Below are 24,378 nucleotides of genomic sequence, written 5' to 3'. Positions count from 1 at the left end.
CGGGAAACATCGATTCGCGAATCCGCTGCGGCTGGGTCAACGACAGTCCGCTATACGTTCGGTACCACGACGAGGAATGGGGCGTCCCGGTTCATGACGACCGGAAGCAATTCGAGTTTCTGACGCTGGAAAGCGCGCAAGCCGGCTTGAGCTGGTATACCGTATTGCGCAAACGGGAGCATTACCGGAAAGCGTTCGCCGGATTCGATCCCGAGACCGTCGCCCGGTACGACGAGCGAAAGCTTCAGGAACTGATGCAGAACGACGGGCTCGTCCGCAATCGGCGGAAGCTGGAGGCGGCCGTCCGCAACGCCGCGGCGTTCTTGAAGATACAGGAGGAATTCGGCAGCTTCGACGCCTATATTTGGCGCTTCGTCGACGGCCGGCCGATCCGCAACGAGTGGAAAGAGCTGAAGGACGTGCCGGCCTCGACGCCGGCGTCCGACGCGCTCAGCAAAGATTTGAAAAAGCGGGGCTTCTCGTTCGTCGGCTCGACGATCTGCTACGCGCACATGCAGGCGGCGGGGATGGTGCAGGACCATCTGACCTGCTGCTTCCGCCACGAGGAGATCGCATCCCTTTATTGATCCGTCTGAAATCGGCAGCCAACCCATAAATTCATCGTCAAGCGCGAAGCCCGTTCGATCAAGAACGGGTTTTTTCCGTTTCCTCTAAAACGGCGTTCGAATGTCGGCCGCGGCGAATCGTTTATCGAATTTTAATCCATTTCCCGGCAATCGTTTATTTTTTCGAAGCCGGAATTTCAGATTTGGCCGTTACGATGGAGGGGCAAGAACATCAACGAAACCTTGGGAGGAGTCGAAATGGGGGACAACTGGCTGCTGGAAACGAGCGGATTGACGAAAATCTTCGGGTCCAGGACCGCCGTCGACCGGCTGAATCTTCGCATCGGAAAAGGGGATATTTACGGGTTTCTCGGCCGAAACGGCTCCGGAAAAACGACGGCGATCCGCATGATCACGGGACTCGTTCATCCCGACGCCGGCAAGGTACGGATTGGCGGATACGATCTGAAAACGCAGTTTAAAGCCGCGATCGCCCAGGTAGGCGCCATTGTCGAAAATCCGGCTTTTTACGCGTACTTGTCCGCGTCCGACAATCTTCGACTGATGGCGAACCTGCACCCCGGCGTCACCCGGAAACGGGTGGACGAAGCGCTTGAAATCGCCGGGCTGACCAAACGCGCGAAGGACAAAGTCGGTTCCTACTCGCTCGGCATGAAACAGAGGCTCGGCATCGCGGGCGCTTTGCTTCATCGGCCGAAGCTGATCATTCTGGACGAGCCCACCAACGGGCTCGATCCGCAAGGAATGAGGGAGATCAAGGAAGCTGATCGTTTTGCTGGGCGGAATCGTTTTTCTGCCCGTCCTTTTCATGAGCGTATCCGGCGTCCGCATGCAGGGAGCCGAGTCAAACGGGACGAGCGGGGCCCCCTTCGTTTTTACCGTCGGCTCGCTTGTCGCCGCATACGCGTTATGCGCGTACGCCCTGGCACGGGTGATTTCCCGGCACATCCTGGTGCCGCTTGCGGAATTGAACGCGGCTGCGGAGCAAATCACGAACGGCAACCTGGATTTTGAGATTCGGCAATCCAGCCAAGACGAGATGGGCCGTTTTATCGCCGCCTTCGACTTGATGCGCGCCCGATTGAAGGAATCCCTCGATCGGCAGGCGGCTTACGAACGATCCCGAAAAGAGCTGATCGCCAACATTTCCCACGATTTGCGGACGCCGATTACGTCCATCCGCGGTTACGTCGAAGGGCTGCGGGACGGCATCGCCCGCGACGAGCAAAAGGTCGACCGGTACCTGACCGTCATTAAGGACAAGACGGACCAACTCGACCGGATGATCGAGGATCTGTTTCAATTCGCTCAATTGGAGTCGGAGCGCCTTGTCATGAACGACACGGAAACGGACAGCCGCGAGCTGCTCGAAACCGTCGTATCGACGTTCGAGCTGGAATTCCGCGACGGTCCCGTCCATCTGGCCGTCGAGCGGCCCTTCCCCTCCCGGCTCGTGAAAGCGGATGCCGGCCGCATCGCCCAGGTTTTTGAAAATATCATCGAAAACGCCAGGAAATACGCTCGCGGCTGCAGCCAAATTGCGATCTCCGCCAAGGACGAAGGGGATAGAATCCGGATTGCGATCCGGGACGACGGCGGCGGGATTTCCGGCGAGGACGTTCCGTACTTGTTCGACCGGTTTTATCGGGGGGAAAAGTCCCGTTCCCGGGCGTTCGGAGGCGCCGGATTGGGCCTCGCCATATGCAAGCAAATTATCGAGGAGCATGGCGGACGCATCGGAGTCCAAAGCGAGCCGGGCGCGGGGGCCGAATTTTATTTTACGTTGCCGGTGCTTGGCGTTTCGGGGAGAAAATGATTCCAATAATGAAAGAGGACGCGAGCCGCGTCCTCTTTCCGTCGTGAGCCGTGTCTTCTATTCGTCGCGAGCCGCGCTTACAGCAGCGGCATCCCGGGTTGCGGCATTTGATCCATCGGAGCCGAGCCGTAGGCTTGCAGATAGGTGGCGGTCGTCGTATCCTGAAGCGTCGGCACCTGATAGTAGCCCTTCTGGTTCGCGTATTGGAAGCCTTCGTACGCCATGTCCGCGCAGGCGTTCGCCCCGTGCTGCATCATCCGGCGAAGGGTCGGATCGGCCATTTCGAGCGCGGCTTTCATTTTCAGGGAGGCGGAATGCTTGTGGCAGCCTACGACGCACAGCGCGACGTCCGCATCGTCGATTTCGTTCGCGGTCCCCGCGGGAGCCATCGTTTCCGGGTTGCGCAGGCCGTACGTCGGCTGGAACGACGGATTTGGGGTGTTCATCGGGGCCATGTTCGGCGCGGTGCCCATGCTGGCGTTCATGGAGCCCAAGTTCGTCGCGGTGCCTACGTTGCCCATGCCGGCGTTCATCCGACGCGCGGGAACGGCCTGGGAGGCCCCCTGACGGGTCGCGAACTCGACCATATGGTTGTACTCCATCGTCATCGCTTGCATGTGCCGATCCAGCATCGCTTGCAGCTGCTGATCCTTGGCATGCGGGCGGAACAGCTTCAACGTGTTCAATCCGCTAATGGCATTGTTCAGCACTTCGTGAAGCTCCATGACTTCGTGTGCGCCAAGCTTGTTCATTTTGTCAACCTCCGCATTGATTGTTGCATGGAACCGGAATCCATACGAGTAAATTTTGTACAACCGACTCGAATTTATTCGGATGATTTCGTTCGGATTTCCGGGAGACTGTTTCCATTGATGCCGGAACGTCGATGCTGGTAAAATAAATTTATGTCAACGTCCATCATCGCCACCAAATTTTATATCCCCGCGCCTCGGCCGAAAGCGGTCCTGCGCCGACGGTTAACGGAAAGATTGAACAAGGGCCTGCACCGAAAATTGACCCTTATTTCTGCGCCGGCGGGCTATGGCAAAACGACCTTGGTTTGCGAATGGCTCGCCGGCTGCGGGCGGCAGGCCGCATGGCTTTCGCTCGAGCAGGGGGACAACGAAATCGCGCGTTTTTTGACCTGTATGATTTCCGCTCTTCGGACGATAGCGGAGAATATAGGAGAAGGCGTGCTTTCCGTGCTGCAATCGCCTCAACCGCCGCCGACCGAGTCGCTTGTGTCGGCTCTTCTTAACGAACTCGCGGCCGTTCCGGCTCCATTCATCCTCGTTCTCGACGACTATCATGCGGCGAGTTCGAAAGGGGTCGACGAAGCCGTATCCTTTCTGGTGGACCATCTTCCCAAGCAGATGCACCTTGTCATGACGACCCGCGAAGACCCTGATCTTTCCCTGCCGCGGTTGCGGGCTCGGGACCAGTTAACCGAGCTGCGCGTTGCCGACTTGCGATTTACTCTTGCCGAAGCCGAAGCTTTTTTTAACCGTGCGATGGAGCTGAACCTGTCCATGGACCACATAGCCGGGTTCCAGTCGCGCACCGAGGGCTGGGTTGCGGGTCTGCATTTGGCTGCGATCTCCGTACAGGAAGATGAGGACGCCGTTCGGCTCCTGCAGTCTTTTACAGGCAACCACCGTTTCGTGCTGGATTATCTTGCAGAAGAAGTTCTGCAGCGGCAGCCCGAAGCCGTGCGGGCTTTTTTGCTGCGGACCTCGATCCTCGATCGAATGTGCGGATCGTTATGCAATGACCTCATGCTCGATCCCGAGGTTTCCGGAAAGGACATGTTAATCGATCTTGAACGCAAGAACTTGTTCGTCCTTCCCTTGGATAAGGAACGACGCTGGTATCGTTATCACCATTTGTTCGCGGATCTTCTTCGCAGACGGCTGAAGGAAAGCGCCGACGGGAGCATGATCGCGGAATTGCATAAACGAGCGAGCGCATGGCATGAGGACCACGGCTTCGAGATCGAAGCGTTTCACCATGCCGTACAATCCCGGGACACGGAGCGCAGCTCGCGTTTGCTTCAAGGCGACGGGCTGCCGTTGCATCTGCGAGGGGCCGCGGGAATTTCGCTCGACTGGCTGGAGTCGCTGCCGGCCTCGGAACTGGATGCCAGGCCCGCGTTATGGGCGATTTACGGTTCGGCTCTACTGATCGCGGGCAAGCCGACGGAGGTCGAACCCAAGCTGCGAGCGGCAGAGGCGGCTTTGGAAGGCGCGGAGCGGGACGACGGCGTCAGGGATCTGATCGGGTTGATCGCGGCGACTCGCGCTACGTTGGCGTCCTTGATGCTGACCGACAAGGAAGACGGCGCCCAACGAAAACTTCAGGCAGCCGAAGCGGCCATGCAAGCCACGGGGCACGAAGACAAGACCGATGAACTGGTCGGGTTGATCGCGCCCGCAAGCGAAGTTCGGATAAAAGGAACGCGCGGAATAGACGAGGTCATTGTCCAATCCCGCCGTGCGCTCGCGTATCTCCGACCGGACAACCTTCCGGTTCGGACGGCGTCCGCCTGGATGCTGGGCGCCGCTTGCCAGCGGCGGGGGGATTACGCCGGGGCTTGCGACGCTTATCACGAAGTCATATCGAACAGCCAAACGATAGGCCATCAATTGATGGCCGCAATGGCCATGATCGGCATCGGCCAAATACGGGAAGCGGAAGATCGGCCCGATCTGGCGGCAGAGCGTTACCGGGAGGCTCTGCGGCTTGCCGGCGATCTGCCGCACCCGGCCCTTCAAGAAGCTCGCACGGGACTCGAGCGCGTGCGCCGTGTCCTCGAAGGCGGAACGAAGGGCAAACGGATCGAGCCGCTTAGCCTGCGCGAAATCGAAGTGCTGGAGCTCATTGCCAACGGCCTCTCCAATCGCGAAATCGGCGAGAAGCTCTTCCTGGCATTGGATACGGTGAAAGGTCACAATCGAAGGATTTTCGAAAAACTTCAAGTGCAAAGACGCACGGAAGCGGTCGCCCGCGCCCGCGAGTTAAACCTGTTGACGCCCCCCCCAAAACCACACTAAAGTGTCTACAGGCCTCCTCCTCTTCGAGCTATACTGCAACTAAAACGAGCCAAGAGGAGATCAAGCATGAAAATGAAGGCAAGAGCGGCAGGGGCGTTGTTTCTGGTGTCGACGGCGGCATTTCTGATTGGAAGCGGAATGCTGGATCCTATTTTGCATCGGACGGATTTGCTCGCCGGCATGGACGCCGACCGAACAAACGTGTTCGCGGGAGTGTTCCTGGAGTTGATCAATGCGATAGCGGTTGTGGGGATTGCCATGCTTCTGCACCCTGTTTTAAAGAAATATAATGAAGCGTTTGCGTCGGGGTACTTCGGTTCCCGGATTTTGGAGTCTGCGCTGCTCATCATGAGTTTAATCGGTCCGCTTGTCCTTCTCGCCTTAAGCGATCAGGCCGTTTCCGCAGGAACTTCCGGCGACTCCTATTTGCAAACGGTAGGCCATTTGGCCGTGGATGCTCACTTCATGCTGTTCGAAATGGCGATGATCGTGCTGGGGGTTGGCAGCTTGTTGTTTTGTTATATCCTCTATCGATCGAGGTTGGTTCCGCGATGGTTGTCCGTCGTCGGTTTTATCGGGTATGCGGGATTGCTGGCCAGCAGCTGTCTGTCGATCGTCGGCTTGGATTCGGGAACCGTTCTCTTTATTCCGGGAGCGATATTCGAAATCGTTTTGCCGGTTTGGCTGATCGTCAAGGGATTTCATCTGCGCACGGAGGAACGGCGGCGCCCGTAATTTGCCGATGGCCCAGGTTTGAGTCGACCTCTCCATAAGGGGCAAGTTGTGATATATTCAAAAGAAAAGAATGACCTCTACCGGAGGGATGCACCACCATGATCCAGTCCAAAATTCAAGTCCCTCATAGTCGCAAATCATTGGTATCCCGGCCGAGGCTGATGAGCAAGTTTGACGAAGGGTTAGGAGTCAAGCTGACGCTCGTGTCCGCACAGGCCGGCTATGGCAAAACAACGGCGCTCGGCGAATGGGCGAAACAAAGCGGCGCGCTGGTGGCCTGGGTTGCTTTGGACAGGCTGGATAATGATTGGACTCCTTTTTGGAATTGCGTGTTATCTTCCATTCGGGAGAGAGTTCCCGGCTTCGGCAATGCGCTGGGCTTTCTTCCGGAGTCGGAGTCCGCGGCATCCTTCGAGTCTGCGATCTCGGCGTTTTTGAACGAGCTGAATCAGTTAAACGATGAGCTGGTTGTCGTGCTGGACGACTATCACCTCATTGAGTTTCCCGCCATCCATCATGCTCTCAGCTACCTTTTGGAGTATTTGCCTCCCCGCGCCCATTTTTATATCGCAAGCCGTACCGACCTGGCGTTCCCTACTGCAAGACTGTTGGCCAAAGGCGAAGTAAATCGTATCGATACGAATGACTTGCAGTTTAGTTTGGATGAAGGCGTTGTTTTTTTTAGGGACATGATGAAAATAACGCTAACGGACGAACAGGTGGCGGAGCTGTTCCGGCAGACGGAAGGATGGGTGAGCGGCCTGCAGCTCGCGGCCATTACGCTGAAACGCGGCGGCAATATTGCCGAGTCCATTCGCCATTTTAACGGCAGTCAGCGCGATATTTTCGATTTTTTGCTGGAAGAGGTCTATGGGCATCAGCCGGCATCCATGCGAGAATTCCTGCTGGCGACCTCCGTGCTCGCCAGAATGAACCGGGATTTGTGTCAGGCCGTAACGGGAAGGGCGGACAGCCAGGAGAACCTGGAGCGGCTGGAGCAATTAAATTTGTTTCTGATTCCGCTGGATGACCGGCGGAATTGGTATCGTTATCATCATCTGTTGTCCGATTTCCTGCAGAGGATCGGCTCCAGAGAAAATCCGGAGCTGCGGAGGCAATCCCATGCTCGCGCCGCGAAGTGGCACGAAAGTCAGGGACTCGACGAAGAGGCGATCGAGCATTATATCAAGGCTAGGCAGACGGACGATGCCGTCCGGCTGATCGAACGGGTTCTCCCGGAACTTATGCAATCGAAGAGCAATGTGCTCTTAAAATGGATTGCGTCTCTTCCGGAAAGCAGCTATGAACGCAAACCGGCGTTCGAGCTGTTCTATATCTCGAAACTGGTGGTCGACGGAGAATGGAATCAAGCGATGGGCAGAGCCGAGCAAGCGGAGCATCGATTCGAAGCGCTAAAGGATTCGGTTCCCGAGCCGGAATGGAACCGGTTGATGGGCAATCTTTGCTATTTCCGGGGGATTATCTCGTACCTGCAGCAGGACTTGCCCCGGACGTCGCATTATTTCGAGCTGCTTGATTTATATTTGCCGGAAGGCAGCGGCTTTCAGAATTTTGGAAGCAATCGGTATCAGGGCTACGATCAATTCACGGATCTTTTATCGTTGGCCAACGACCTCCAGGTCGTGGAGAAATTTCTGCTGAAGAGAATTAAGGCCAGCGAGACGAAAAAGAATTATCCTTTCGTCGGATACCAGTACTTGACGTATATTATGCTGCTCTATGAGTGGAACCGTCTGGAAGAGGCGGAGCGCTATCTCGGTCAGGCCATGGGCCGGGAGGATCTTCAGTCGAACCTGTGGATCCGGATTCAACTTCATCTTGCGTTTTCGGGGCTCCAGCAGGCTTTGGGCAAAGGGGAACAAGCAGTCGAATCGCTAACGCGGCTCGGTATGTCTATCGATTCGCCGGATGCTCGAATCATTATGCGGAGGATCGAAGCGGAGCAAGCTCATCTATTTTTGCGTCAAGGGCACATCCGGAAGGCGCTCGACTGGTCGGAACGTTGCGGGCTCTCGCATATGGACGAGGTCTTCATGCATCGCTTTGAGGAGCATTTGGTACTGGCAAAGGTTTTGGCGGCGGCCGAACGAACGGAGGAAGCAAGCCATCTGCTCGAAAAGCTGCAACGGTTGGCCGAGAAGGAAAATCGCCTTCGGGTACGGATTAAGCTGTTGATCGCGCGGAGTACGGTACTTCGGCATTCAGGTCATTTGCAAGAGGCTTTCGTTCCGTTGGGGACGGCATTGCGATTGGCGGAACCGGCGGGCTATATTCGGAGCTTTGTCGACGAAGGTCCGGAGATGGGAGAGATGCTGGCCGAGCTTCTGACGCAGGGACAGGGATCAGCTCATTCGTGGCTTCCTTTGGATTATATCGGGCGCCTTCTGGACGTTGCGCGCAATGGCGGGTTGAAAGAACCATCGCCGAAAGAACTTTTGACCGAGCAGGAAGCGAAAGTGCTGTATTTGATCGCGGACGGGCGGATAAACAAAGAGATCGCGTATGAGTTGAATATTGCGTTGGACACGGTGAAATTCCATGTGAAAAACGTTTATCGCAAGCTGGGCGCGCGCAATCGGGCGCAAGCGATTCGGCTTGGCAATCAATACGGTATCCTCGGATGAAGAAACGCCTACCTACCCCATTTTTATCGTCAGCCTACCTTTTCGGGTAGGTTTTTTTTGATTCGCTTCGTTTTAAAGTAGAGGAATGGGTTGCGCTAAACCAGAGGAAAGCCGAGGGAATATTCATGATTAGAAAATATCTGTCTTTTGTATTGGTTTTATTAATCGCTGCAAGCCTGATCCCTGCGCCGCCTGCGGGCGCTTCCGGACTCGTACCGGATGAATCGGGCTGGACGAAACCCGATTCCGGCACGTTAAACGATCTGCGCGGCATCAGCTTTGGCAACGGCACGTTTGTGGCGGTCGGGGAGAGCGGATGGATCGCAAGATCCGGCGATGGAGTAACCTGGACCGGCAGTCCCGCGATAGATACGCCATTTTTGCTAAACGGTATCACTTTTGACGACGATCACGACAAATTCGTGCTCGTGGGGTACTCCGGGTTGATTATGACCTCCGTTGACGGAGAAGCATGGGCGAATCATCAATCGACATCGGGTACGGCGGAGCCTCTTGAAAGCGTTGCTTACGGAAACGGCATTTATGTGGCGGTAGGACACGAAGGAACGATCGTCAGCTCTGACGACGGGGAGAACTGGACAAGTCGAACGTCGAACACATCCGAAATGCTTTATGGCGTCGCCTATGGCAACGGAAAATTCGTGGCGGTGGGGGACGGAGGAACGATTCTGATCTCCGCGGACGGACAAAATTGGTCAAGCCGCACGTCAGGCACCGACTGGTATCTTGGGGGAATCGCTTACGGCAACGGCAGGTTTGTGGCAGGCGGCTCCCTCGGAACTACAGTGTCCTCATTCGATATGGGGGAGAACTGGACGCTGGGGTCGGCCGGCGCGATGTCTCATCTTTTTGGCGTTAGTTATACGAACGGAACGTTTATGGCGGTGGGACGGGACGGTACGGTCGCAACCTCCGCGGACGGAACGAGCTGGAGGCCGTTTCCTTCTCCGGCTCCCGTTGAGTTGCGAAGCGTTGCTTACGGGAAAGGAATGTATGTTGCCGTAGGAAACGAAGGGAAAATTATGCAATATACGAATACGGATCTGAGCGGACTCGAGCTGTCGAGCGGGACGCTGAGTCCCGAGCTTGCTTCCGGAACCACGAGTTATACGGCCAGTGTGGAGCATGGCGTAGGCAGCATCGCCGTAACCCCGACAGTGTCGGATTCTAAAGCGACGGTGACCGTAAACGGCGAGGCGGTGGCGAGCGGCGAGCCGTCGGAAGATATTCCGCTGAGCGTGGGAAGCGGCAATACGATCGAGATCGAGGTGACGGCGGAGGACGGCACATCGGCCAAAACCTATATCGTGGCGGTAACGCGTGCCGGGCCGCCCGGAAGCGATGCGGATTTAAGCGGGCTGACGCTGTCGAGCGGGACGTTAACCCCGAATTTCGAACCCGGCAGGACAAGCTATTCCGCCAGCGTCGGCCATCTCGTGGATCGTATTACGGTAACGCCGACGGTATCGGATACGAAAGCGACGGTGACCGTAAACGGCGTGGCGGCGGCAAGCGGCGAGCCGTCGGAAGATATTCCGCTGAGCGCGGGAAGCGGCAATACGATCGCGATCGAAGTGACGGCGGAGGACGGCACATCGACCAGAACCTATACAGTGGAGGTCACGCGCGCCGTGCCGCCCAGCAGCGATGCGGATCTAAGCGGACTGGCATTATCCAGCGGAACGTTAAGCCCGGATTTCGAACCCGACACGACAATCTATTTCGCCAGCGTCAGCCATCTCGTGGATCGAATTACGGTAACGCCGACGGTATCGGATACGAAAGCGACGGCGACCGTAAACGGCAAGGCGGCGGCAAGCGGCGAGCCGTCGGAAGATATTCCGCTGAGCGTGGGAAGCGGCAATACGATCGCGATTGAGGTGAGAGCGGAGGACGGCGCATCGACCAAAACCTACATCGTGGCGGTAACGCGTGCAGGACCGCCGGGCAGCGATGCGGAACTGGTCGGGCTGACGCTGTCGAGCGGGACACTGCGACCGTATTTTGCTCCCGGCACGACAAGCTATTCCGTAAGGGTCGATATGAGCGTGAGCAGCATCACGGTGATGGCCACGCCGGCGGACGACGGCGCGACGGTGACGGTAAACGGCGCTGTCGTGGCGAACGGCACGCCGTCGAAAGCCATCCCGCTTGGAAGCGGCAATACGATCGCGATCGAGGTGACGGCGGAGGACGGAACGACGAAGAAGACATATACGGTCCAGGTGACGCGTACGGCGGAGCCTCCCGGCAGCAATGCGGATTTGAGCGGCCTGGCGCTGTCGACCGGTACGCTTGTCCCGGAGTTCGATCCCGATCAGAAAAGTTATGTTGCCTATGTTCATTATGACGTGAGGAGCATTCAGTTGACGCCTGCGCTTGCGGACCCCAATGCGCAGGTGTACGTAAACGGTGAGCTCGTAGCAAACGGCATCGCTTCGGGACCGATTTGGCTGAGCGTAATGGATAACACGACGATCACGATTCGGGTGGAAGCGGAGGACGGAACGACGACGAAGACATACACGATCGAGGCAACGCATTCGGCCGACGTTCCGAGCGATGACGCGAAATTGAGCGGCCTGACGTTGTCTGCCGGAACGCTGACCCCGGCGTTTGCGCCGGACACGGTCAGCTACGCGGCCAGCGTGGACAATAGCGTGAGCAGCATCGCGGTGACGCCGACGTTGTCGGACAGCGGAGCGACAGTGAAGGTGAACGGAGTTGTGGTGGAAAGCGGCACTCCGTCGGAAGCGAAACCGCTAAGCGTAGGAAGCGACAACGCGATTACGGTCACGGTGACGGCGGAGGACGGAACGACGGAGAGGACGTATACGGTCCGGGTGACGCGCGCGGCAGCGCCGCCGAGCAATGACGCGGACGCGGATCTGAGCGGCCTGAAGCTGTCTGCCGGAACGCTGACCCCGGCGTTTGCGCTGGGCACGGTCAGCTACGCGGCCAGCGTGGACAATAGCGTGAGCAGCATCGCGGTGACGCCGACGTTGTCGGACAGCGGAGCGACAGTGAAGGTGAACGGCGCGCCGGCAGCGAGCGGGGCGGCTTCGGAAGCGGTTGCCTTGAACGTCGGAAGCAATACCGTAACCGTAGTCGTGACGGCCAAAAACGGGACAACGAAGACGTATACGATAATCGTAACGCGAGCTGCCGATCCGGTCCCGCCGTCTTCTCCGGGTCCTGCTCCCGTCGGCGGAGGGGGGAGCGTGACTCCGAATGGGAACGAGAACGAGAGCGGGAAACTGTCGCTTCCGGCGGGGAAAGCAGGAGAAGTTAGCCTGGAAGACGGGGTAACGATTGAGATTCCTGCGGGCGCAACAGATCAAGAATTAACGCTAACGATCGAACGAGTGCTGAACGCCCAAGGGTTGTTAACGAATCATGCGGTTCCGGTCAGTGAGGTATTCGAAGTGCTGAAGAACTTCGCCGATAACTTCAAGACACCGATTAAGCTGACTTTCGCTTTCGATCCGGCCAAGCTGAGCGAAGGTCAACGGCCGTCCGTCTTCTACTACGACGAAGTGAGGAAAGAATGGATTGAAATCGGAGGAACCGCGAGCGGCAGCAATATCGTCGTCGAGGTAGACCATTTCACGAAATTCGCGGTTTTTGCCGTAACCAAAGCTGCGGAAACGGAGGTTGCCTTCAGCGATATTGCAGGACACTGGGCCGAGGCGGCCATTCGGCAAGCGGCAAGCGTCGGCATTGCCGACGGGTATACGGACGGTAAGTTCGAACCGAACCGGACTGTAACCCGCGCTGAATTCGCGGTCATGCTGATGAATGCGATTAAACCGGAAGGAGAAGGAGAAGGGGCAGCGCTAACCTTCGCGGATGAACCGGCAATCGGAGCCTGGGCGAAAAAAGCCATTGCGCAGGCGGTCGAAGCAGGCATAATTGCCGGCTATCCCGACGGCACCTTCCGTCCGGATTCCGAGATCGCGCGCGCTGAGATGGCGGCGGTGATCGCCAAGGCGCTCAAGCTGACGATTGAAGAAAACGCGGCAACCGGCTTTTCGGATGACAAGAGCATTCCGTCGTGGGCAAGAGGAGCTGTGGCGGCCGTAGAGAGACTTGACCTTATGGAAGGCAACGAAACGGGCCGATTCCGCGCCGATGCTCGGGCAACCCGAGCGGAAGCCGTTACCGTTCTGCTGAGGATGCTGGAGCAAAAAAGCAAGTAAAGCAGCCTTGCGAAGGGGCTCTTCGAAGCCGGTCCAACCCGTTCGCTAATGCTTGTTCGCCGCCCCGCAAGCGCGCTAACGTTCCAGCTGAGTCGTGGCGACTCATTTTAAGCCGCATCGTTTATGCCCCTCTTTTCTCGGCTTTTACGTGGAACCGGATCACCCCGCGATCAAGGAGCTGTGCGCGCCTCTCCGCCATGCCCGGAACGAGGCCTGCCGAACGATGGTCGACCGAATCCGGGACGCCGGCTACCGGATCGAATGGGCGGAAGCGGAGGCCTACGTCGCGGGCGGGACCGGCGTTAACAAGCAGCACATTATGCATGCCTTGACTGATCGGGGATATTGCGACGCCATTTACGGCCCTTTGTACAAAAAGCTGTTCGCGCGCGGCGGAGAGGGCGTTCCGCCGGGAATCGCCTATGTCCCGCTGACTTATGTCGATGCGGCGTCCGCCATTCGGGCGATCCTTGCCGCGGGAGGCATTCCGGTGCTGGCGCATCCCGGCCAGATGGACAATTACGACGCCGTCCCGGAATGGGCGGAGGCCGGGCTCCGGGGCATCGAGGTCAAGCATCCCGATCACGGGCCGTTCGACGAGGCGAGAGCCCGGACGCTGGCGCATCAATTCGGGCTGGTCGCGACGGGCGGGTCCGATTTTCACGGCTTTTACGGGACTGCAAAACAGGCGCTCGGCTCGCAAAACGTCGGGCTCGAAAGCGTCGAAAGGCTGAAGGCGATGAAACGGGGACGCGCCGGGCAGCGAAAGCTGTAACGGGCAAGCCATTTCGAAGGCAAAAAAATAGAACGCGCGTTCCTCTTCGTGATATAATGGAACAAGCAATAGAATGGCTCATAAGGGCGGTCGGCTAATCTCCCGGAGGGAGGTGATGCCTGTGGAGGTCTACCAAGCATTGACGCTGATGATTTCATTCGCGACATTGGTTGTGTTTTTCCTTTCCTTCCACAAAAAGAAATAGACCGCCCTTGTCCAATGGATGCGGTCTATTTCTGCCGTTACGCCTGGTCAAGCCTACCGCCCTTAAAAGCGGCTATTGCTCGGGGAGTCGTGTTAGCCGCACGGCTCCTTTTGCATTATAAGCACTTTGTAGGTTTAGTATACCATCGGAGGATTTGCGTTTCAATCCTGTGGCTTCCTTTATACCCCGGCTGCCGTCCCCATCATACTCGCGCCTTCCTTCGTCAGCGTATACTCGACGACGGCGCCGCTCCAGAAGTGGAACTTCAGCAGCACGTTGCCGTCGTTGACCTCCCTGAAAAAGTTTGAATTCAGGACGATTTCCCCGGTATCGTAATTCGGCTCGAACGTATATGAAAATTCCTTGAAAGCGTCCAGTTCTGCGGGCCCGCGTTGCTGCCGTCTTCGTACCGCGCTTCCATCGTCGCCAGAAGGTCGCCGTTGAACTCGGCCGGAATGGTGAAGGAGCCGGTCTGACCCGCGGCGTCTCCCAGAACCGGAATGTCGTAGGCGATAACCCTGAACGTCCAGTCCGCTCCTTTGTTGAAATCGGCCTTCAGCCATGCCTGGGTTCCCGTCTCGCCGGAGCCGGAGATAGAACCCCAAAAATCGGATGAAAAATCAGGCGAAAATTCGTGCTGTCCGAGAGAAGGAGCCGACAAAAAAGCCGGGTTTCTCCCCTTGCTGGAGAAACCCGGCCGTTTTGTCCCCGTCCGTTATTGCGGATCGGCGCTAAGGACGATGTGGCAAGCGGTCAGCTTCGGAATCGTGTACGTAAACGAATTGTTCTCGATTCCCTCGACCGGAGCGCGCTCCGTTACGGCGTCATTTTCGCCGTCGAACGCCCATACGCGAGCCGATGTGTACGTCGTTCCGCCGTCGATGTTGAAGCTGGCGTTCATTTCGTAATCGTTGTTTTTGTTCAATACGATCAGGTGCAGGTTGTTGTCGCTGTCCCGATAGACGGAGCCGTACACCGAGCTGTTCTCGATATCGGACGTTTCGGCTCTTACCTTCGTATCGCCGAACTTGGAATTGTTGCCGTCGTAATCGCTGTACAATTTAAACGCCGCGGTGATATACGTCGAAGCCGTGGCGCCGCCCGTCATTCGCCAGAAGTTGGCCATGTAAACGCCGTATTTGCCATAGATGCCCAACACGTCCGCCTGGGCGATGCCGCCGTAGACGTTGTCCTCGCCGCCGTAGTTGTACTCCGTGAAGGCGAGCTTGGTGCCCGGGTAATACGTGTTGATCGTCTGGTTCAGTCTCGGGATCAGCGGGAAAAACTCGCTGTTCCAGCGGAACAGGCGGCTGGTTTCCACCGGCTCGCTGTAGCTCGGATCCCACAGCTGGCGCGGAGCCTGCAGACGGGCCAGATTCGTTTCCGGCACGTTGTTGGACCTGTAATCCTGAATCCGGTAGCCTCCGGCTTCCGTTTCCGGGTACCAGTGAACGTCGAGCACGTCGAGGAGCCGTTTGCCCCCCAGCTTTTCGCCTTCCGCGCGGAATTGGTCGAGATAATAATCGAGGTACCAGTCGTACGAGCCTTGCAGCTGCGGCCAGTCGGGCGCCGCCTGCATGCTGTACATATCGTCGAAACCGAACGTTACCGGTCCGAAGATTTCCGCGTTCGGATCCACTTTTTTGACCGCTTTGGCCAGCGCCAGCCCCTTGTTCAGCACTTCCTCCGCTCCGGAGGGGTTCGGGTGCATGAACGGATGCGTCTTCCTCCAAATGCCGGGCTCGTTGTCGATTTCGTAGCCGCGGATTCCCGTCGGCGAAGAGGCGCCCCCGAATTTGTTCACCAGATAGTTGACCAATTCGTCCATATAGACGTACGAATCGCCGGTGTCTGGAATTGCGTCGAACGGCGCTCCTTTTTCGGGCTTCACTTCGACCCAGCGCGAGGAGGGAGCCGTTTGGCTTTCGTGGACGGTACCGTTCGCGTCTTTGGCTACGTAGCCCGCCGTTTGCAGCGTGGCCAGCGTGTAGGCGCCGGTATCGAGCGACTTTTGATGGAAGCCGGTAATGCCGATGGCCGGCTCGGTCGGCTCCAGATGCCACGGCACGCCTCCATAGTAATGCGCGACAAAATTGTCGCTGTGATGACCGGCGTCGTCGCCGGAGTTCGAAGCGTTGTTTTCCCAGTTGTACGTCGACAACCGGTTGCCGCCGATGCGGCGGGACGTCCATTTTTCCGTGCCCGTCAAATCGTCGTTCGTGCCGTAAATATACGGGCTGATCGGCGCCCGATCCTTCGACGTGTCGACATCGATCCGAACGTCGAACGGTCCGGTCGGCGTATTCGTCGTGTTTTGCGTCAGCAGATCGCTCCAGGCGCCGAGGGTCGAATTTTCCTTGGCGCGCACCCGGTACGTATGCGCGGTCCCCGGCTCCAGCCCTTCGTGCGCGTACGTCGTTGCCGTTCCGTTATCGACGACGGTTCCGTCGACTTCGATATCGTAGCCGGTAATTTCGGCTTCCGGCGGCGCTCCCCACGACAGCGTGATCGACGTGTCGGTTTTCGTCGCTTTCAGGTTCACGGGCGCCGGAATGTCTTGCAGGCCGGTCGTTTTGACGGACAGCGGGGCGCTCCACACGCTTTCCTTCGCTTCCGTTTTCGTTTTTACTTTGTACGTATGACGGCTGCCGGTTCTCAGCCATTCGTGCGTGAAGGACGTTCCGCTTACCTCGTGCGGCTTGCCGTCCGCCAGGACGACATAGGAAACGGCGCCTTCTACCGGCTGCCAATGGAGCGCAATCGACGTATCGGCAGGAACGGCTTCGATGCCGCCGGGGAACGGCGGCAGGTCCAGCGGAACCGGCTCCTCGCCCCAGACGCGCTCCCCGGCCAGATAGGCCGTTACGTTCATGTTCGGAACGGAGGTGCCGGAGGCGTTAAACGAATAGTCGTTGCTTAGGTTGAAGTTGGACCAGTCGCTTTTGTTGATCCAGGTGCCGATGATGACGGACGATCCCGGATGGAGCGTGCCGGCTTCCGGCTTGAAGCCGAACTCCAAGTACGTGTCCGCCTTATCGGAAGGAATCGGCATGGTCACGAAGCGCGGGACGGCGCTGTCCGCGGGAACCGTGCTCCAGAATCCGATGGACAGGGGAATGTCCTCGCCGTCAACCGTAAAGTAATAGCGGATTTTCAAATCGTTCAGATTGACGGGTCCGTCGCCCGTATTCGTAATGGTGAAGTTCGGACCGAGCATCGGCGATTCCGTCTCCGTCCCCGTTTCCGTTTCGACCTTGATGGCGGATGCCGGAACCGTCGTGTCGGGCAGCGTGCGCGCCGTCACGGCCGGGCTCCATTCGCTTTGGGCTTCGGCGTTTTTCGCCCGGACGCGGTACGTATGCTGCGTATCCGGCTGCAGTCCCGCGTGCTCGTAGGACGCGTCCGCTCCGAGCTCGAGAACCGCGCCGTCGGCTTCCAGCTCGTAGCTCGTCGCCCCCGAGACCGGGCTCCAGCTCAGCGAGACCGCCGTCCGATCCGCGGCCGCGGTCAAATCCGCCGGCGCCGGCAGCGTTCCCGGAGCCGTGCCTCCGCCCCGGACCGCGATGGACGCCGCCCCCGTGAACCATTCGTAAATGTCGGCGTCCCAGCCCGAACCGAAAATGCCGACGCTGACAATATAAGACCCCTCCGGCATCGACGCCGGAACGTTCCAGATAATCGGAACCCGTTTCGTTTCGCCGGCCTCGACGTGCACGGGGTCGACGATCAGCTGCGCGCGCTGTTTGAACGAAGCGTCGAAAACTTCCAGATCGACCAGGATCGCGGCCGATTCCGAAGAGGCGACGTCGACATAGAACGTCGTGCTTGCCCCGGGGTCGACTTCGGGCGCTTCCGTCGTTACGGCCGCCTGAATCGCCGCGTTCGCATGCGCCTCCTGCCGCTCCGGCGGAAGAAAGACGCCGGTAACCAGCATCAGCCAGGCCGCCGCCGCGGCCGCCCATCGTTTTCTCCTGAGCGTTTTTGTTGCTTCCATCATGAACCCACTCCCGTTTTGCATGAATTTTAAAGCTTCGGTGCTCCATCGGCACGACAGCCATGTTATCACGTACATTCGAAAAAAGATGTGTGGGAGGTTACAATTCAGGAAAAAAATAGGGGGCGTCCGCGCGAAACAGCCCGGCAAGGGGAGTTTGCATGGGAAATCGCACTGCAATTGCCATGGAAAGCGGAAAATGGAGGGGGTTGTTCGTAGAACCGCCCGACGCGACGACTCTTCATCGAAAATCGTGCGGTTCGCGAACGAGCGGGCGGATGAAGCTGGCGTCCTTGCGCATCCGCCGCACGTTATCCTTCGTCGATTGGGTACGGCCGGCTCGGTCAGGGGGTAAAGCGCCGGATTTCCGCCTCCGTCCAGCCGATTTCGTAAGGCATGGCCAGCTTCCGGGCCAGCCGCAGGCTGCGGCTCCAGCTTTTGCGGGCTTTGCCGAAGTCGCCTTCGCATCCGGCGACGATGCCCGCAAAAGCATGAAAACGCGGAAGGGCGATCGGGAACACCTTGGCGAACCCTTCCAGCGATTTCATCGCTTCGCCGAGCGAGGAGCGGTAATAAGCGCGGTCCTCGCCGGGCGAATTCCAGAGGGCGAGCAGCGCTTCCACCAGCGCCGCGTATCCGTCGAAGGCGTAGTACGTCGTCGGCTTGGAGGCGGTCGTCAGCGGGAGGCCCAGACCCGCGTAATGCTTCGCCTGCTCCGCTCGACCCGTCTTTATATAAGCCAAAGCCGACAAATTGTAAAGGCGAATTTCTTCCGTTCGGCCGATGTTGACCGGAATCAGCGCCTCGGCTTCCGTCAGATGACGGATCGCGTCCTCCGCCCGGCCTTCGTAGAGGGCGTTTTCGGCCAGCGCCAGCAATCCCCACGATTGGGCCTGGGCGTTCCCGCTGGCCCGGCCGGATGAATAAATCGCTTCGGCGAGGGCGGAGCTCTTCCCGAAATCCGCGTCATGATACGCCAGCGCCTTCACCATCAGGTAGGACGAGGCCTCCCAATAGCGCCGGTCCCCCATTTTTTCATAGATGCCCATCGATTGCTCGGAATACCGCTTGGAAAGGGACCATTGTCCGATTCCGATATAGTAAAGCGAAAGGTCCATGCTGACCCAGGCTTTGGCCGACAGATCGTCCGTCCGTTCCGCCGCTTGCGTCGCCTGCTTGATGTAAGCTTTGGCAAGCGGGTGCAGGGACATAATGCCGGCGGTTACGCACATGTTGCCGGAAATCTGGGCCAGCTCGGCCGAGGGTCCGGCCCGTTCCGCCAGGTTGATGGCATGCAGCGAATGATAAAGGTTGTCCGCCGCCATATTGGAAAAAAACGCGATCTCGGCCAACCGCCAGTGGCAGAGCGCCTGCCCAAGCAGCAACTCGCGGCTTCCGGCCGGTTTTTCGATAAAACGGGAAGGCAGCGTACGGTGGACGAGCTGGCGAACGACCTGGGCGGCCACGTCTCTTTTGAATTGCTTCGAAGTCGAAGCCGCAGGGCGTCCGTGCAGCGTTAAGGCCTGGCCGATCCGCTCCGACGCCTGGGCCATATCCCCGATGCCCATGTAAGCTTCCCCAAGCAGCCGGTGCCAGCGGGCGGAAGTTTCCGCGGACGCCGGAACCGCTTGGCCGTTCACCAATTCGGAAAACACATGAACCGCTTCTTTGTAAGCTCCGGTGCGCAGCGCCTGCAGTCCGACTTTTTCCAAATAATAGACCGTCTTGTCGGGCTGCTCCGCCCTGGACCAATGATAGGCCAGCACGCCGTAAAGGGAGGACGCATCGGCGTGCCGCTTCTCATACCAGACCGCCAGCGCGCGGTGAAGCTGCTTCCGCTGGGAATGAACGAGCATGTTGTAGCTGACCTGCTGCGTAATGACATGTTTGAACAAATACGACGGTTCCGTTTCGGCTTCCTCCCGCAGCGTCAGGCTGGCTTCGGTCAGACGGTCCAAATGGCCCTCGAGCCGGTCATGCTCGGTCGGCATGGGCATCGTGCCGTGCAAGGCGTAGTAAGGGAACGCCCTTCCGATGACGCTCGCCACTTTCAAGACAAGCTGTTCGTCCGCCGGCAGGCGATCGATGCGGCTCCGGATGATGCCTTGTATGGTCGTCGGGAAATCCAGCTCCCGCAGATCGTCCGTCTGCCTGGCGAAGCGGCATTCGCCGTTCTCGATTTCGATGAACCCGCTGTCGCGCAAGGCGTAGGCCAATTCTTCGATGAAGAACGGGTGGCCTTCCGCCTTTTCCGAGATGAAGCTGCCGACGGCTTCCGACAGGCGGGAGACGCCCAGCCGATTGGCGATCAGCTCGAACGTCTCGTCAGGCGACAGCTCACCAAGCCGAATGACGGTCGCCGAGGGCAGCTTCAGCAACGGCAGGTCGCGCAGATGCTGATGCTCGCCGTCCGGCCGCGAAGCGACGAGAAGGAGCGCTTGCGGCAGTTGCTGCGACACGGCGAACAGCAGCGCCCAAGTGGACGAGTCGATCCAATGGGCGTCATCCAGCATCAGAACGAAGGGCGCATCGCCCATAAACCGCTTCATCAGCCGGATGACGAGCGCGTGCAGATTGTCCGCGCGTATTTGACCGGTCATCTGGCGAGTCCACTCGTTGTCCGGGATTTCGAACGGCAGCACCTCCGAAAGCAGCGGAACCAGATGCCGCGAATCTTCCGTCGCTTCATGGATGATGCGAAGCGCCTGCTCGTAGCGAAGCTCCGAACCTTCGGGCGCCGCGGCCAGGCGCAGCAGCGTAACGAAAAGGCTCCGCCAAGGATAATAAGGCGTCCGCTGTTCGATGGCGTCGGCCTCCCCGTATAGAACGGTCGCGCCTCTTCCTTCCGCTTCGAGCTGCGCCTGCCGGAGCAGGAGGGATTTGCCGATGCCGGCTTCGCCCATCAGGCAGACCACGCCGCCTTCTCCTTGGAGGAGGCGCTCCAGATGCCGCTCCAGCAGCGCGGTTTCGGCCGTTCTTCCGACGAGCGTCCGGCGTTCGGCGCCCTGCGGGTCCGCCAGGCCGAGGGGGGAATAGACCTTTATCGGACCGGGCATCCCCTTGGGATGAACCGTTTCCGCGGCCTGAAACCGGATCGCCGGGCCCGCGGCTTCGCATGTCGCGGAGTCGCACAGAACGGTTCCGGCCGGGGCCAGCTGCATAAGGCGCGCCGACAGATTCATCGTGTCCCCGATCTTCGTAAATTCACGTTTGCTCGCATTGCCTATGGAACCGTAAAAGACGAGTCCGGTGGCCAGCCCGATCGAAAAACCCGGCGCCGAGCTCCGTCAGCCGCTGCCGGACGGCCATCGCCGTTTTGACGGCGCGGGCGGCGTCGTTTTCGTGGGTATAAGCCGGCAGGCCGGTTGCCGCGATCGCCGAGCAGCCCTTGTCGTCGAGACTGAGCTTGTGAACGGTTGCCCCATGCTGCTCCGCGGCCAACCGAATCGCTTCCGCCGTCTGCCGGAGACGTCCGGCGTCGAGACGCTCGTGGAAGTCCGGTAGATGGATAAACAGAACGGAAACGGTCCGCATTTCGGCTTCCCAGTCTACGCGTCCGGATTCCCCCGCCGGAAACGGACCGGATGCTTCGGCGGAATCGAGCGCCGTTTCCGTTCCGGCTTCCGCGCCGGCATGAAAACGCGCGACGAAAGCTCCCCCGCCGCCCGGAGAAGGCTCGGCCTCGCATTGATGCCGGACTCGCGCATAAGCCTCTTCGGACAGCAGCACTTTGCCGGCTTCCGTGTGCGGGCTGCAGGCGCGCAGTTGAACGAAAGGCTCGCCCGCGAGCACGAGCTCGAGTCCGCGTCCGCTGCCGTCGACCGGGCAGGCTTCGATCCGGCCCGCGCTCAGGCAAACGCGGAGCGAGAGCGGAAGGCCGGGAAGCATTTCCCGCCGATGCAGCGCCCGCTGAAGGAACAGTCCGCACTCCGCCGCCTTCCGCACGCAGGAAGCCGGATCGCGATCGGCTTCTTCCTTCCAGACCGCCAAGAGAGCGTCGCCCGCAAATTTGATAACCTCGCCTCCCGCCCGGTCGATGGCCGCGATCATCGTATCGAAGCAGGCATTGAGAATAAGCGAGATTCTTTCGGTGCCGCCCGCGCCCTGCTCGGTGAGCCGCTTGCTCAGTGCGGAAAAGCCCGAAATATCGACGAACAGCATCGCGCCCTCGTACCGCCGCGCCGGGTCCGACGCAGAAGTCCGGGGAGAGATTGAAAGGTTCAGATCGCTTGACATTTATCTTGTTCCTCGGCTTTTATTTTGGAATGGGGAATAACAACTCTATTATACATTCCGAAGGCGAAATGGATATTATTTTCAGAGGAAAAAAGATAGAGGCGGGCTTCTTATTTAAATGGGGCTTCGTGCTTATGGGGGGCGCAAAAGGCCGGGCCCAGTTGGGTAAAAATTATTCATCTGAACCGGTCAGGCGCAAGAGGCCGGACCCAGTTGGGTAATTATGACTCATCTGAACCGGTTAGGCGAAAAAGGCCGGGCCCAGTAGGGTAAAAATTACTCATCTGCACCGGTCAGGCGAAAAAGGCGGGCCCAGTTGGGTAATTATGACTCATCTGAACCGGTCAGGCGCAAGAGGCCGGGCCCAGTTGGGTAAAAATTATTCATCTGAACCGGTCAGGCGAAAAAGGCGGGCCCAGTTGGGTAATTATGACTCATCTGAACCGGTCAGGCGCAAGAGGCCGGGCCCAGTTGGGTAAAAATTATTCATCTGAACCGGTCAGGCGCAAGAGGCCGGACCCAGTTGGGTAAAAATGACTCATCTCACCACTTTCGCAAGCACATCGTCGATCCGGTTGAGTCACGGCCGCTCATCTCAACCCTCCATACGCACATATCCGTAAGCACATACGCACATGTCCGCACGCAGTTGAGTAACTCATGACTCCGATCCTCCCCTTATTTCTTCGTATTTCACGTTTTTGCGACGAAGCCCGAATAGGGCGGTGGCGGTGCCGGCTGCAGCATCGCAGGCGTCTCCCCGTTTGGTCGGGTCCATTTGCGTTGAAGGAATGCGCGGACGATCGATGCTATAATAGGACTAGCATCCAAGCGGGAGGGCATTATGGAGATTGTCGCCGGAATTGCGTTTATCGCCGTCTACGCATTGATCGTGTTTTACATCGGCTGGAGCGGCTGGTCGTGGATGAAGCCGAAGGTGTCGCGCCGGTTCCGGATCGTTTACGTCGTCGCGCTGATTTTTCTCGCCGCGTCCTTCATGCTGGCGCGGGTATTCGAAGGCTCGATTTTGCTTGGCGTCATCGGTTCATACTGGCTGGCGTTGTTCAGTCTGCTCGTCATGCTGCTTCCCGTCGCGCATCTGCTCGTCTGGCTGACAAGGCTGACGCGGATTCCGCGCCATCGCGTACATAAATGGGCGGGCTGGCTTACGCTGACGGCGCTGGCGGCGCTCCTCGGATTCGGCAGCTTCAACGCCTTCAGCCCGGTCGTCCGCACCTACGATATTCGGATCGACAAGCAGGGGCCCGCCAGCGGAACGCTATCCGTCGCCATGGCCTCGGACATGCACTTCAACTATTTGTCGAACAAGCGACATGCGCAGCGGCTCGTCGACGAAATCAACCGGCTGAAGCCCGATCTTGTTTTATTCCCGGGCGACATCGTCGACGACGACATCGTCCCTTACCGGAACCAGGGAATCGGGGAGGTGCTGGCGCGGATTCAGGCTCCGTACGGCGTTTACGCATCGCTTGGCAACCATGACCGGTTTCGCGGGGAAACGGAGGAACTGATCGCGCTGCTCGAAGAAAGCGGCATGCGGGTGCTTTACGACGAAGCCGTCGAGGTAAACGATTGGCTGACGATCGTCGGCCGCAAAGATTACAGCGACGGGGAGCGGGCCGGGCTGGCGCAGCTGACGGAGGGCGTCGATCGCGAGGACGCGTTGTTTTTGCTGGAGCATCAGCCGGTCGAATTCGACATCGCGAGCGAGCAGGGCGTCGATCTGATCGTATCCGGGCATACCCATCGCGGGCAAATCGCGCCCGGACACCTCATTACGCAAATGCTGTTCGAAAACGACTGGGGCTATCTGCAGAAAGAGCAGCTGCATTCCGTCGTTTCGTCCGGCTTCGGCTTTTGGGGGCCGCCCATCCGAATCGGTTCGCGTTCGGAAGTCGTGCTAATCAACGTCTCCTTCGCGAATGCGCCGTCCAACTAAAGTAGGCCGTACCCTCGGGCGAGGGCGGCCTATTTTTTTTAACGCCGGAAAGAATAAAATTCACTCGTATCCTTTTCCGATCGATTCCAATCTCAACGACATTTTCTGTACTTTAAGCATGTCGAAGCGGTTTTTTATTTGGAAGGAAGAGACGA

General features: G+C 58.5%; 13 protein-coding genes and 4 pseudogenes. 12 read left to right on the top strand and 5 right to left on the bottom strand.

Features of this window, described 5'->3' with window-relative positions; genetic code table 11:
* Positions 1–8: 8 nt before the first annotated feature.
* The 3 genes and pseudogenes from B7E11_RS12910 (at position 9) to B7E11_RS12900 (ending at position 2,403) form a co-directional block, all read left to right on the top strand.
* Positions 9–587 carry a DNA-3-methyladenine glycosylase I gene (locus B7E11_RS12910; RefSeq protein WP_139787166.1) on the top strand — a complete coding sequence of 193 codons (579 nt, stop codon included), beginning with the start codon at positions 9–11 and terminating at the stop codon, positions 585–587.
* 237 nt (positions 588–824) lie between these two features.
* Positions 825–1,253, top strand: a pseudogene (locus tag B7E11_RS30235) (ABC transporter ATP-binding protein); the annotation flags it as partial.
* Between the two features lie 106 nt (positions 1,254–1,359).
* Positions 1,360–2,403, top strand: coding sequence for a sensor histidine kinase (locus tag B7E11_RS12900; protein ID WP_245809699.1), 1,044 nt, complete (start codon positions 1,360–1,362; stop codon positions 2,401–2,403).
* A gap of 77 nt (positions 2,404–2,480) precedes the next feature.
* On the opposite strand, the gene B7E11_RS12895 is transcribed toward B7E11_RS12900, so the two are convergent.
* On the bottom strand, positions 2,481–3,155 hold the full coding sequence (locus B7E11_RS12895; RefSeq protein ID WP_080834910.1) for a spore coat protein: 675 nt from the start codon (positions 3,153–3,155) through the stop codon (positions 2,481–2,483).
* A gap of 153 nt (positions 3,156–3,308) precedes the next feature.
* Between B7E11_RS12895 and B7E11_RS30230 the strand changes: the two are divergent.
* The 7 genes and pseudogenes from B7E11_RS30230 to B7E11_RS30970 all read left to right on the top strand — a co-directional run.
* Positions 3,309–5,147: pseudogene (locus B7E11_RS30230) on the top strand (winged helix-turn-helix domain-containing protein); the annotation flags it as partial.
* A gap of 90 nt (positions 5,148–5,237) precedes the next feature.
* Positions 5,238–5,453, top strand: a pseudogene (locus B7E11_RS30975) (response regulator transcription factor); the annotation flags it as partial.
* Positions 5,454–5,519: 66 nt separating this feature from the next.
* A complete protein-coding gene (locus B7E11_RS12885; protein ID WP_080834907.1) occupies positions 5,520–6,188 on the top strand; it encodes a DUF4386 domain-containing protein in 669 nt (222 codons plus the stop codon).
* Positions 6,189–6,286: 98 nt separating this feature from the next.
* Positions 6,287–8,833, top strand: a complete 2,547-nt coding sequence (locus tag B7E11_RS30640) for a winged helix-turn-helix domain-containing protein (RefSeq protein ID WP_080834905.1) — start codon at positions 6,287–6,289, stop codon at positions 8,831–8,833.
* A gap of 125 nt (positions 8,834–8,958) precedes the next feature.
* Positions 8,959–13,053, top strand: coding sequence for a cadherin-like beta sandwich domain-containing protein (locus B7E11_RS12875; RefSeq protein ID WP_080834903.1), 4,095 nt, complete (start codon positions 8,959–8,961; stop codon positions 13,051–13,053).
* A gap of 223 nt (positions 13,054–13,276) precedes the next feature.
* Positions 13,277–13,828 carry a PHP domain-containing protein gene (locus tag B7E11_RS12870; RefSeq protein WP_176220725.1) on the top strand — a complete coding sequence of 184 codons (552 nt, stop codon included), beginning with the start codon at positions 13,277–13,279 and terminating at the stop codon, positions 13,826–13,828.
* Positions 13,829–13,901: 73 nt separating this feature from the next.
* Positions 13,902–14,033, top strand: a complete 132-nt coding sequence (locus tag B7E11_RS30970) for a putative holin-like toxin (RefSeq protein WP_425430065.1) — start codon at positions 13,902–13,904, stop codon at positions 14,031–14,033.
* Between the two features lie 179 nt (positions 14,034–14,212).
* Here B7E11_RS30970 and B7E11_RS12865 read toward each other — a convergent pair.
* The 4 genes and pseudogenes from B7E11_RS12865 to B7E11_RS12850 all read right to left on the bottom strand — a co-directional run bounded on the left by B7E11_RS12865 (position 14,213) and on the right by B7E11_RS12850 (position 22,188).
* Positions 14,213–14,694: pseudogene (locus B7E11_RS12865) on the bottom strand (hypothetical protein).
* Positions 14,695–14,748: 54 nt separating this feature from the next.
* Positions 14,749–18,027, bottom strand: coding sequence for a glycoside hydrolase family 44 protein (locus B7E11_RS12860; protein WP_176220724.1), 3,279 nt, complete (start codon positions 18,025–18,027; stop codon positions 14,749–14,751).
* A gap of 344 nt (positions 18,028–18,371) precedes the next feature.
* Positions 18,372–21,209: an AAA family ATPase gene (locus B7E11_RS12855; RefSeq protein ID WP_080834897.1), complete on the bottom strand. Its 2,838-nt coding sequence runs from the start codon at positions 21,207–21,209 to the stop codon at positions 18,372–18,374.
* Positions 21,210–21,231: 22 nt separating this feature from the next.
* On the bottom strand, positions 21,232–22,188 hold the full coding sequence (locus B7E11_RS12850) for an adenylate/guanylate cyclase domain-containing protein (RefSeq protein WP_176220723.1): 957 nt from the start codon (positions 22,186–22,188) through the stop codon (positions 21,232–21,234).
* A 50-nt stretch (positions 22,189–22,238) separates the two neighbouring features.
* Between B7E11_RS12850 and B7E11_RS29545 the strand changes: the two genes are divergently transcribed.
* Complete coding sequence (locus tag B7E11_RS29545) at positions 22,239–22,484, top strand: hypothetical protein (protein WP_176220722.1); 246 nt, start codon at positions 22,239–22,241, stop codon at positions 22,482–22,484.
* A 623-nt stretch (positions 22,485–23,107) separates the two neighbouring features.
* Entirely contained in the window at positions 23,108–24,223 is a 1,116-nt protein-coding gene (locus B7E11_RS12840; protein ID WP_080834890.1) for a metallophosphoesterase, read from the top strand.
* Positions 24,224–24,378: the final 155 nt, after the last annotated feature.

This window comes from Cohnella massiliensis, assembly GCF_900169535.1.
Taxonomy (GTDB): domain Bacteria; phylum Bacillota; class Bacilli; order Paenibacillales; family Paenibacillaceae; genus Cohnella; species Cohnella algarum.
Note: the sequence above shows the minus strand (reverse complement) of the source record. Positions and strands in the feature narration are given on the sequence as shown.

Excerpts from the sequence above, each read along its gene's own strand:
- B7E11_RS12895 (WP_080834910.1), bottom strand. The coding sequence starts at position 3,155 with ATGAACAAGCTTGGCGCACACGAAGTCATGGAGCTTCACGAAGTGCTG.
- B7E11_RS12885 (WP_080834907.1), top strand. The coding sequence starts at position 5,520 with ATGAAAATGAAGGCAAGAGCGGCAGGGGCGTTGTTTCTGGTGTCGACG.
- B7E11_RS30640 (WP_080834905.1), top strand. The coding sequence starts at position 6,287 with ATGATCCAGTCCAAAATTCAAGTCCCTCATAGTCGCAAATCATTGGTA.
- B7E11_RS12875 (WP_080834903.1), top strand. The coding sequence starts at position 8,959 with ATGATTAGAAAATATCTGTCTTTTGTATTGGTTTTATTAATCGCTGCA.
- B7E11_RS12870 (WP_176220725.1), top strand. The coding sequence starts at position 13,277 with ATGGTCGACCGAATCCGGGACGCCGGCTACCGGATCGAATGGGCGGAA.
- B7E11_RS30970 (WP_425430065.1), top strand. The coding sequence starts at position 13,902 with ATGGCTCATAAGGGCGGTCGGCTAATCTCCCGGAGGGAGGTGATGCCT.
- B7E11_RS12860 (WP_176220724.1), bottom strand. The coding sequence starts at position 18,027 with ATGGAAGCAACAAAAACGCTCAGGAGAAAACGATGGGCGGCCGCGGCG.
- B7E11_RS12855 (WP_080834897.1), bottom strand. The coding sequence starts at position 21,209 with ATGAATCTGTCGGCGCGCCTTATGCAGCTGGCCCCGGCCGGAACCGTT.
- B7E11_RS12850 (WP_176220723.1), bottom strand. The coding sequence starts at position 22,188 with ATGCTGTTCGTCGATATTTCGGGCTTTTCCGCACTGAGCAAGCGGCTC.
- B7E11_RS12840 (WP_080834890.1), top strand. The coding sequence starts at position 23,108 with ATGGAGATTGTCGCCGGAATTGCGTTTATCGCCGTCTACGCATTGATC.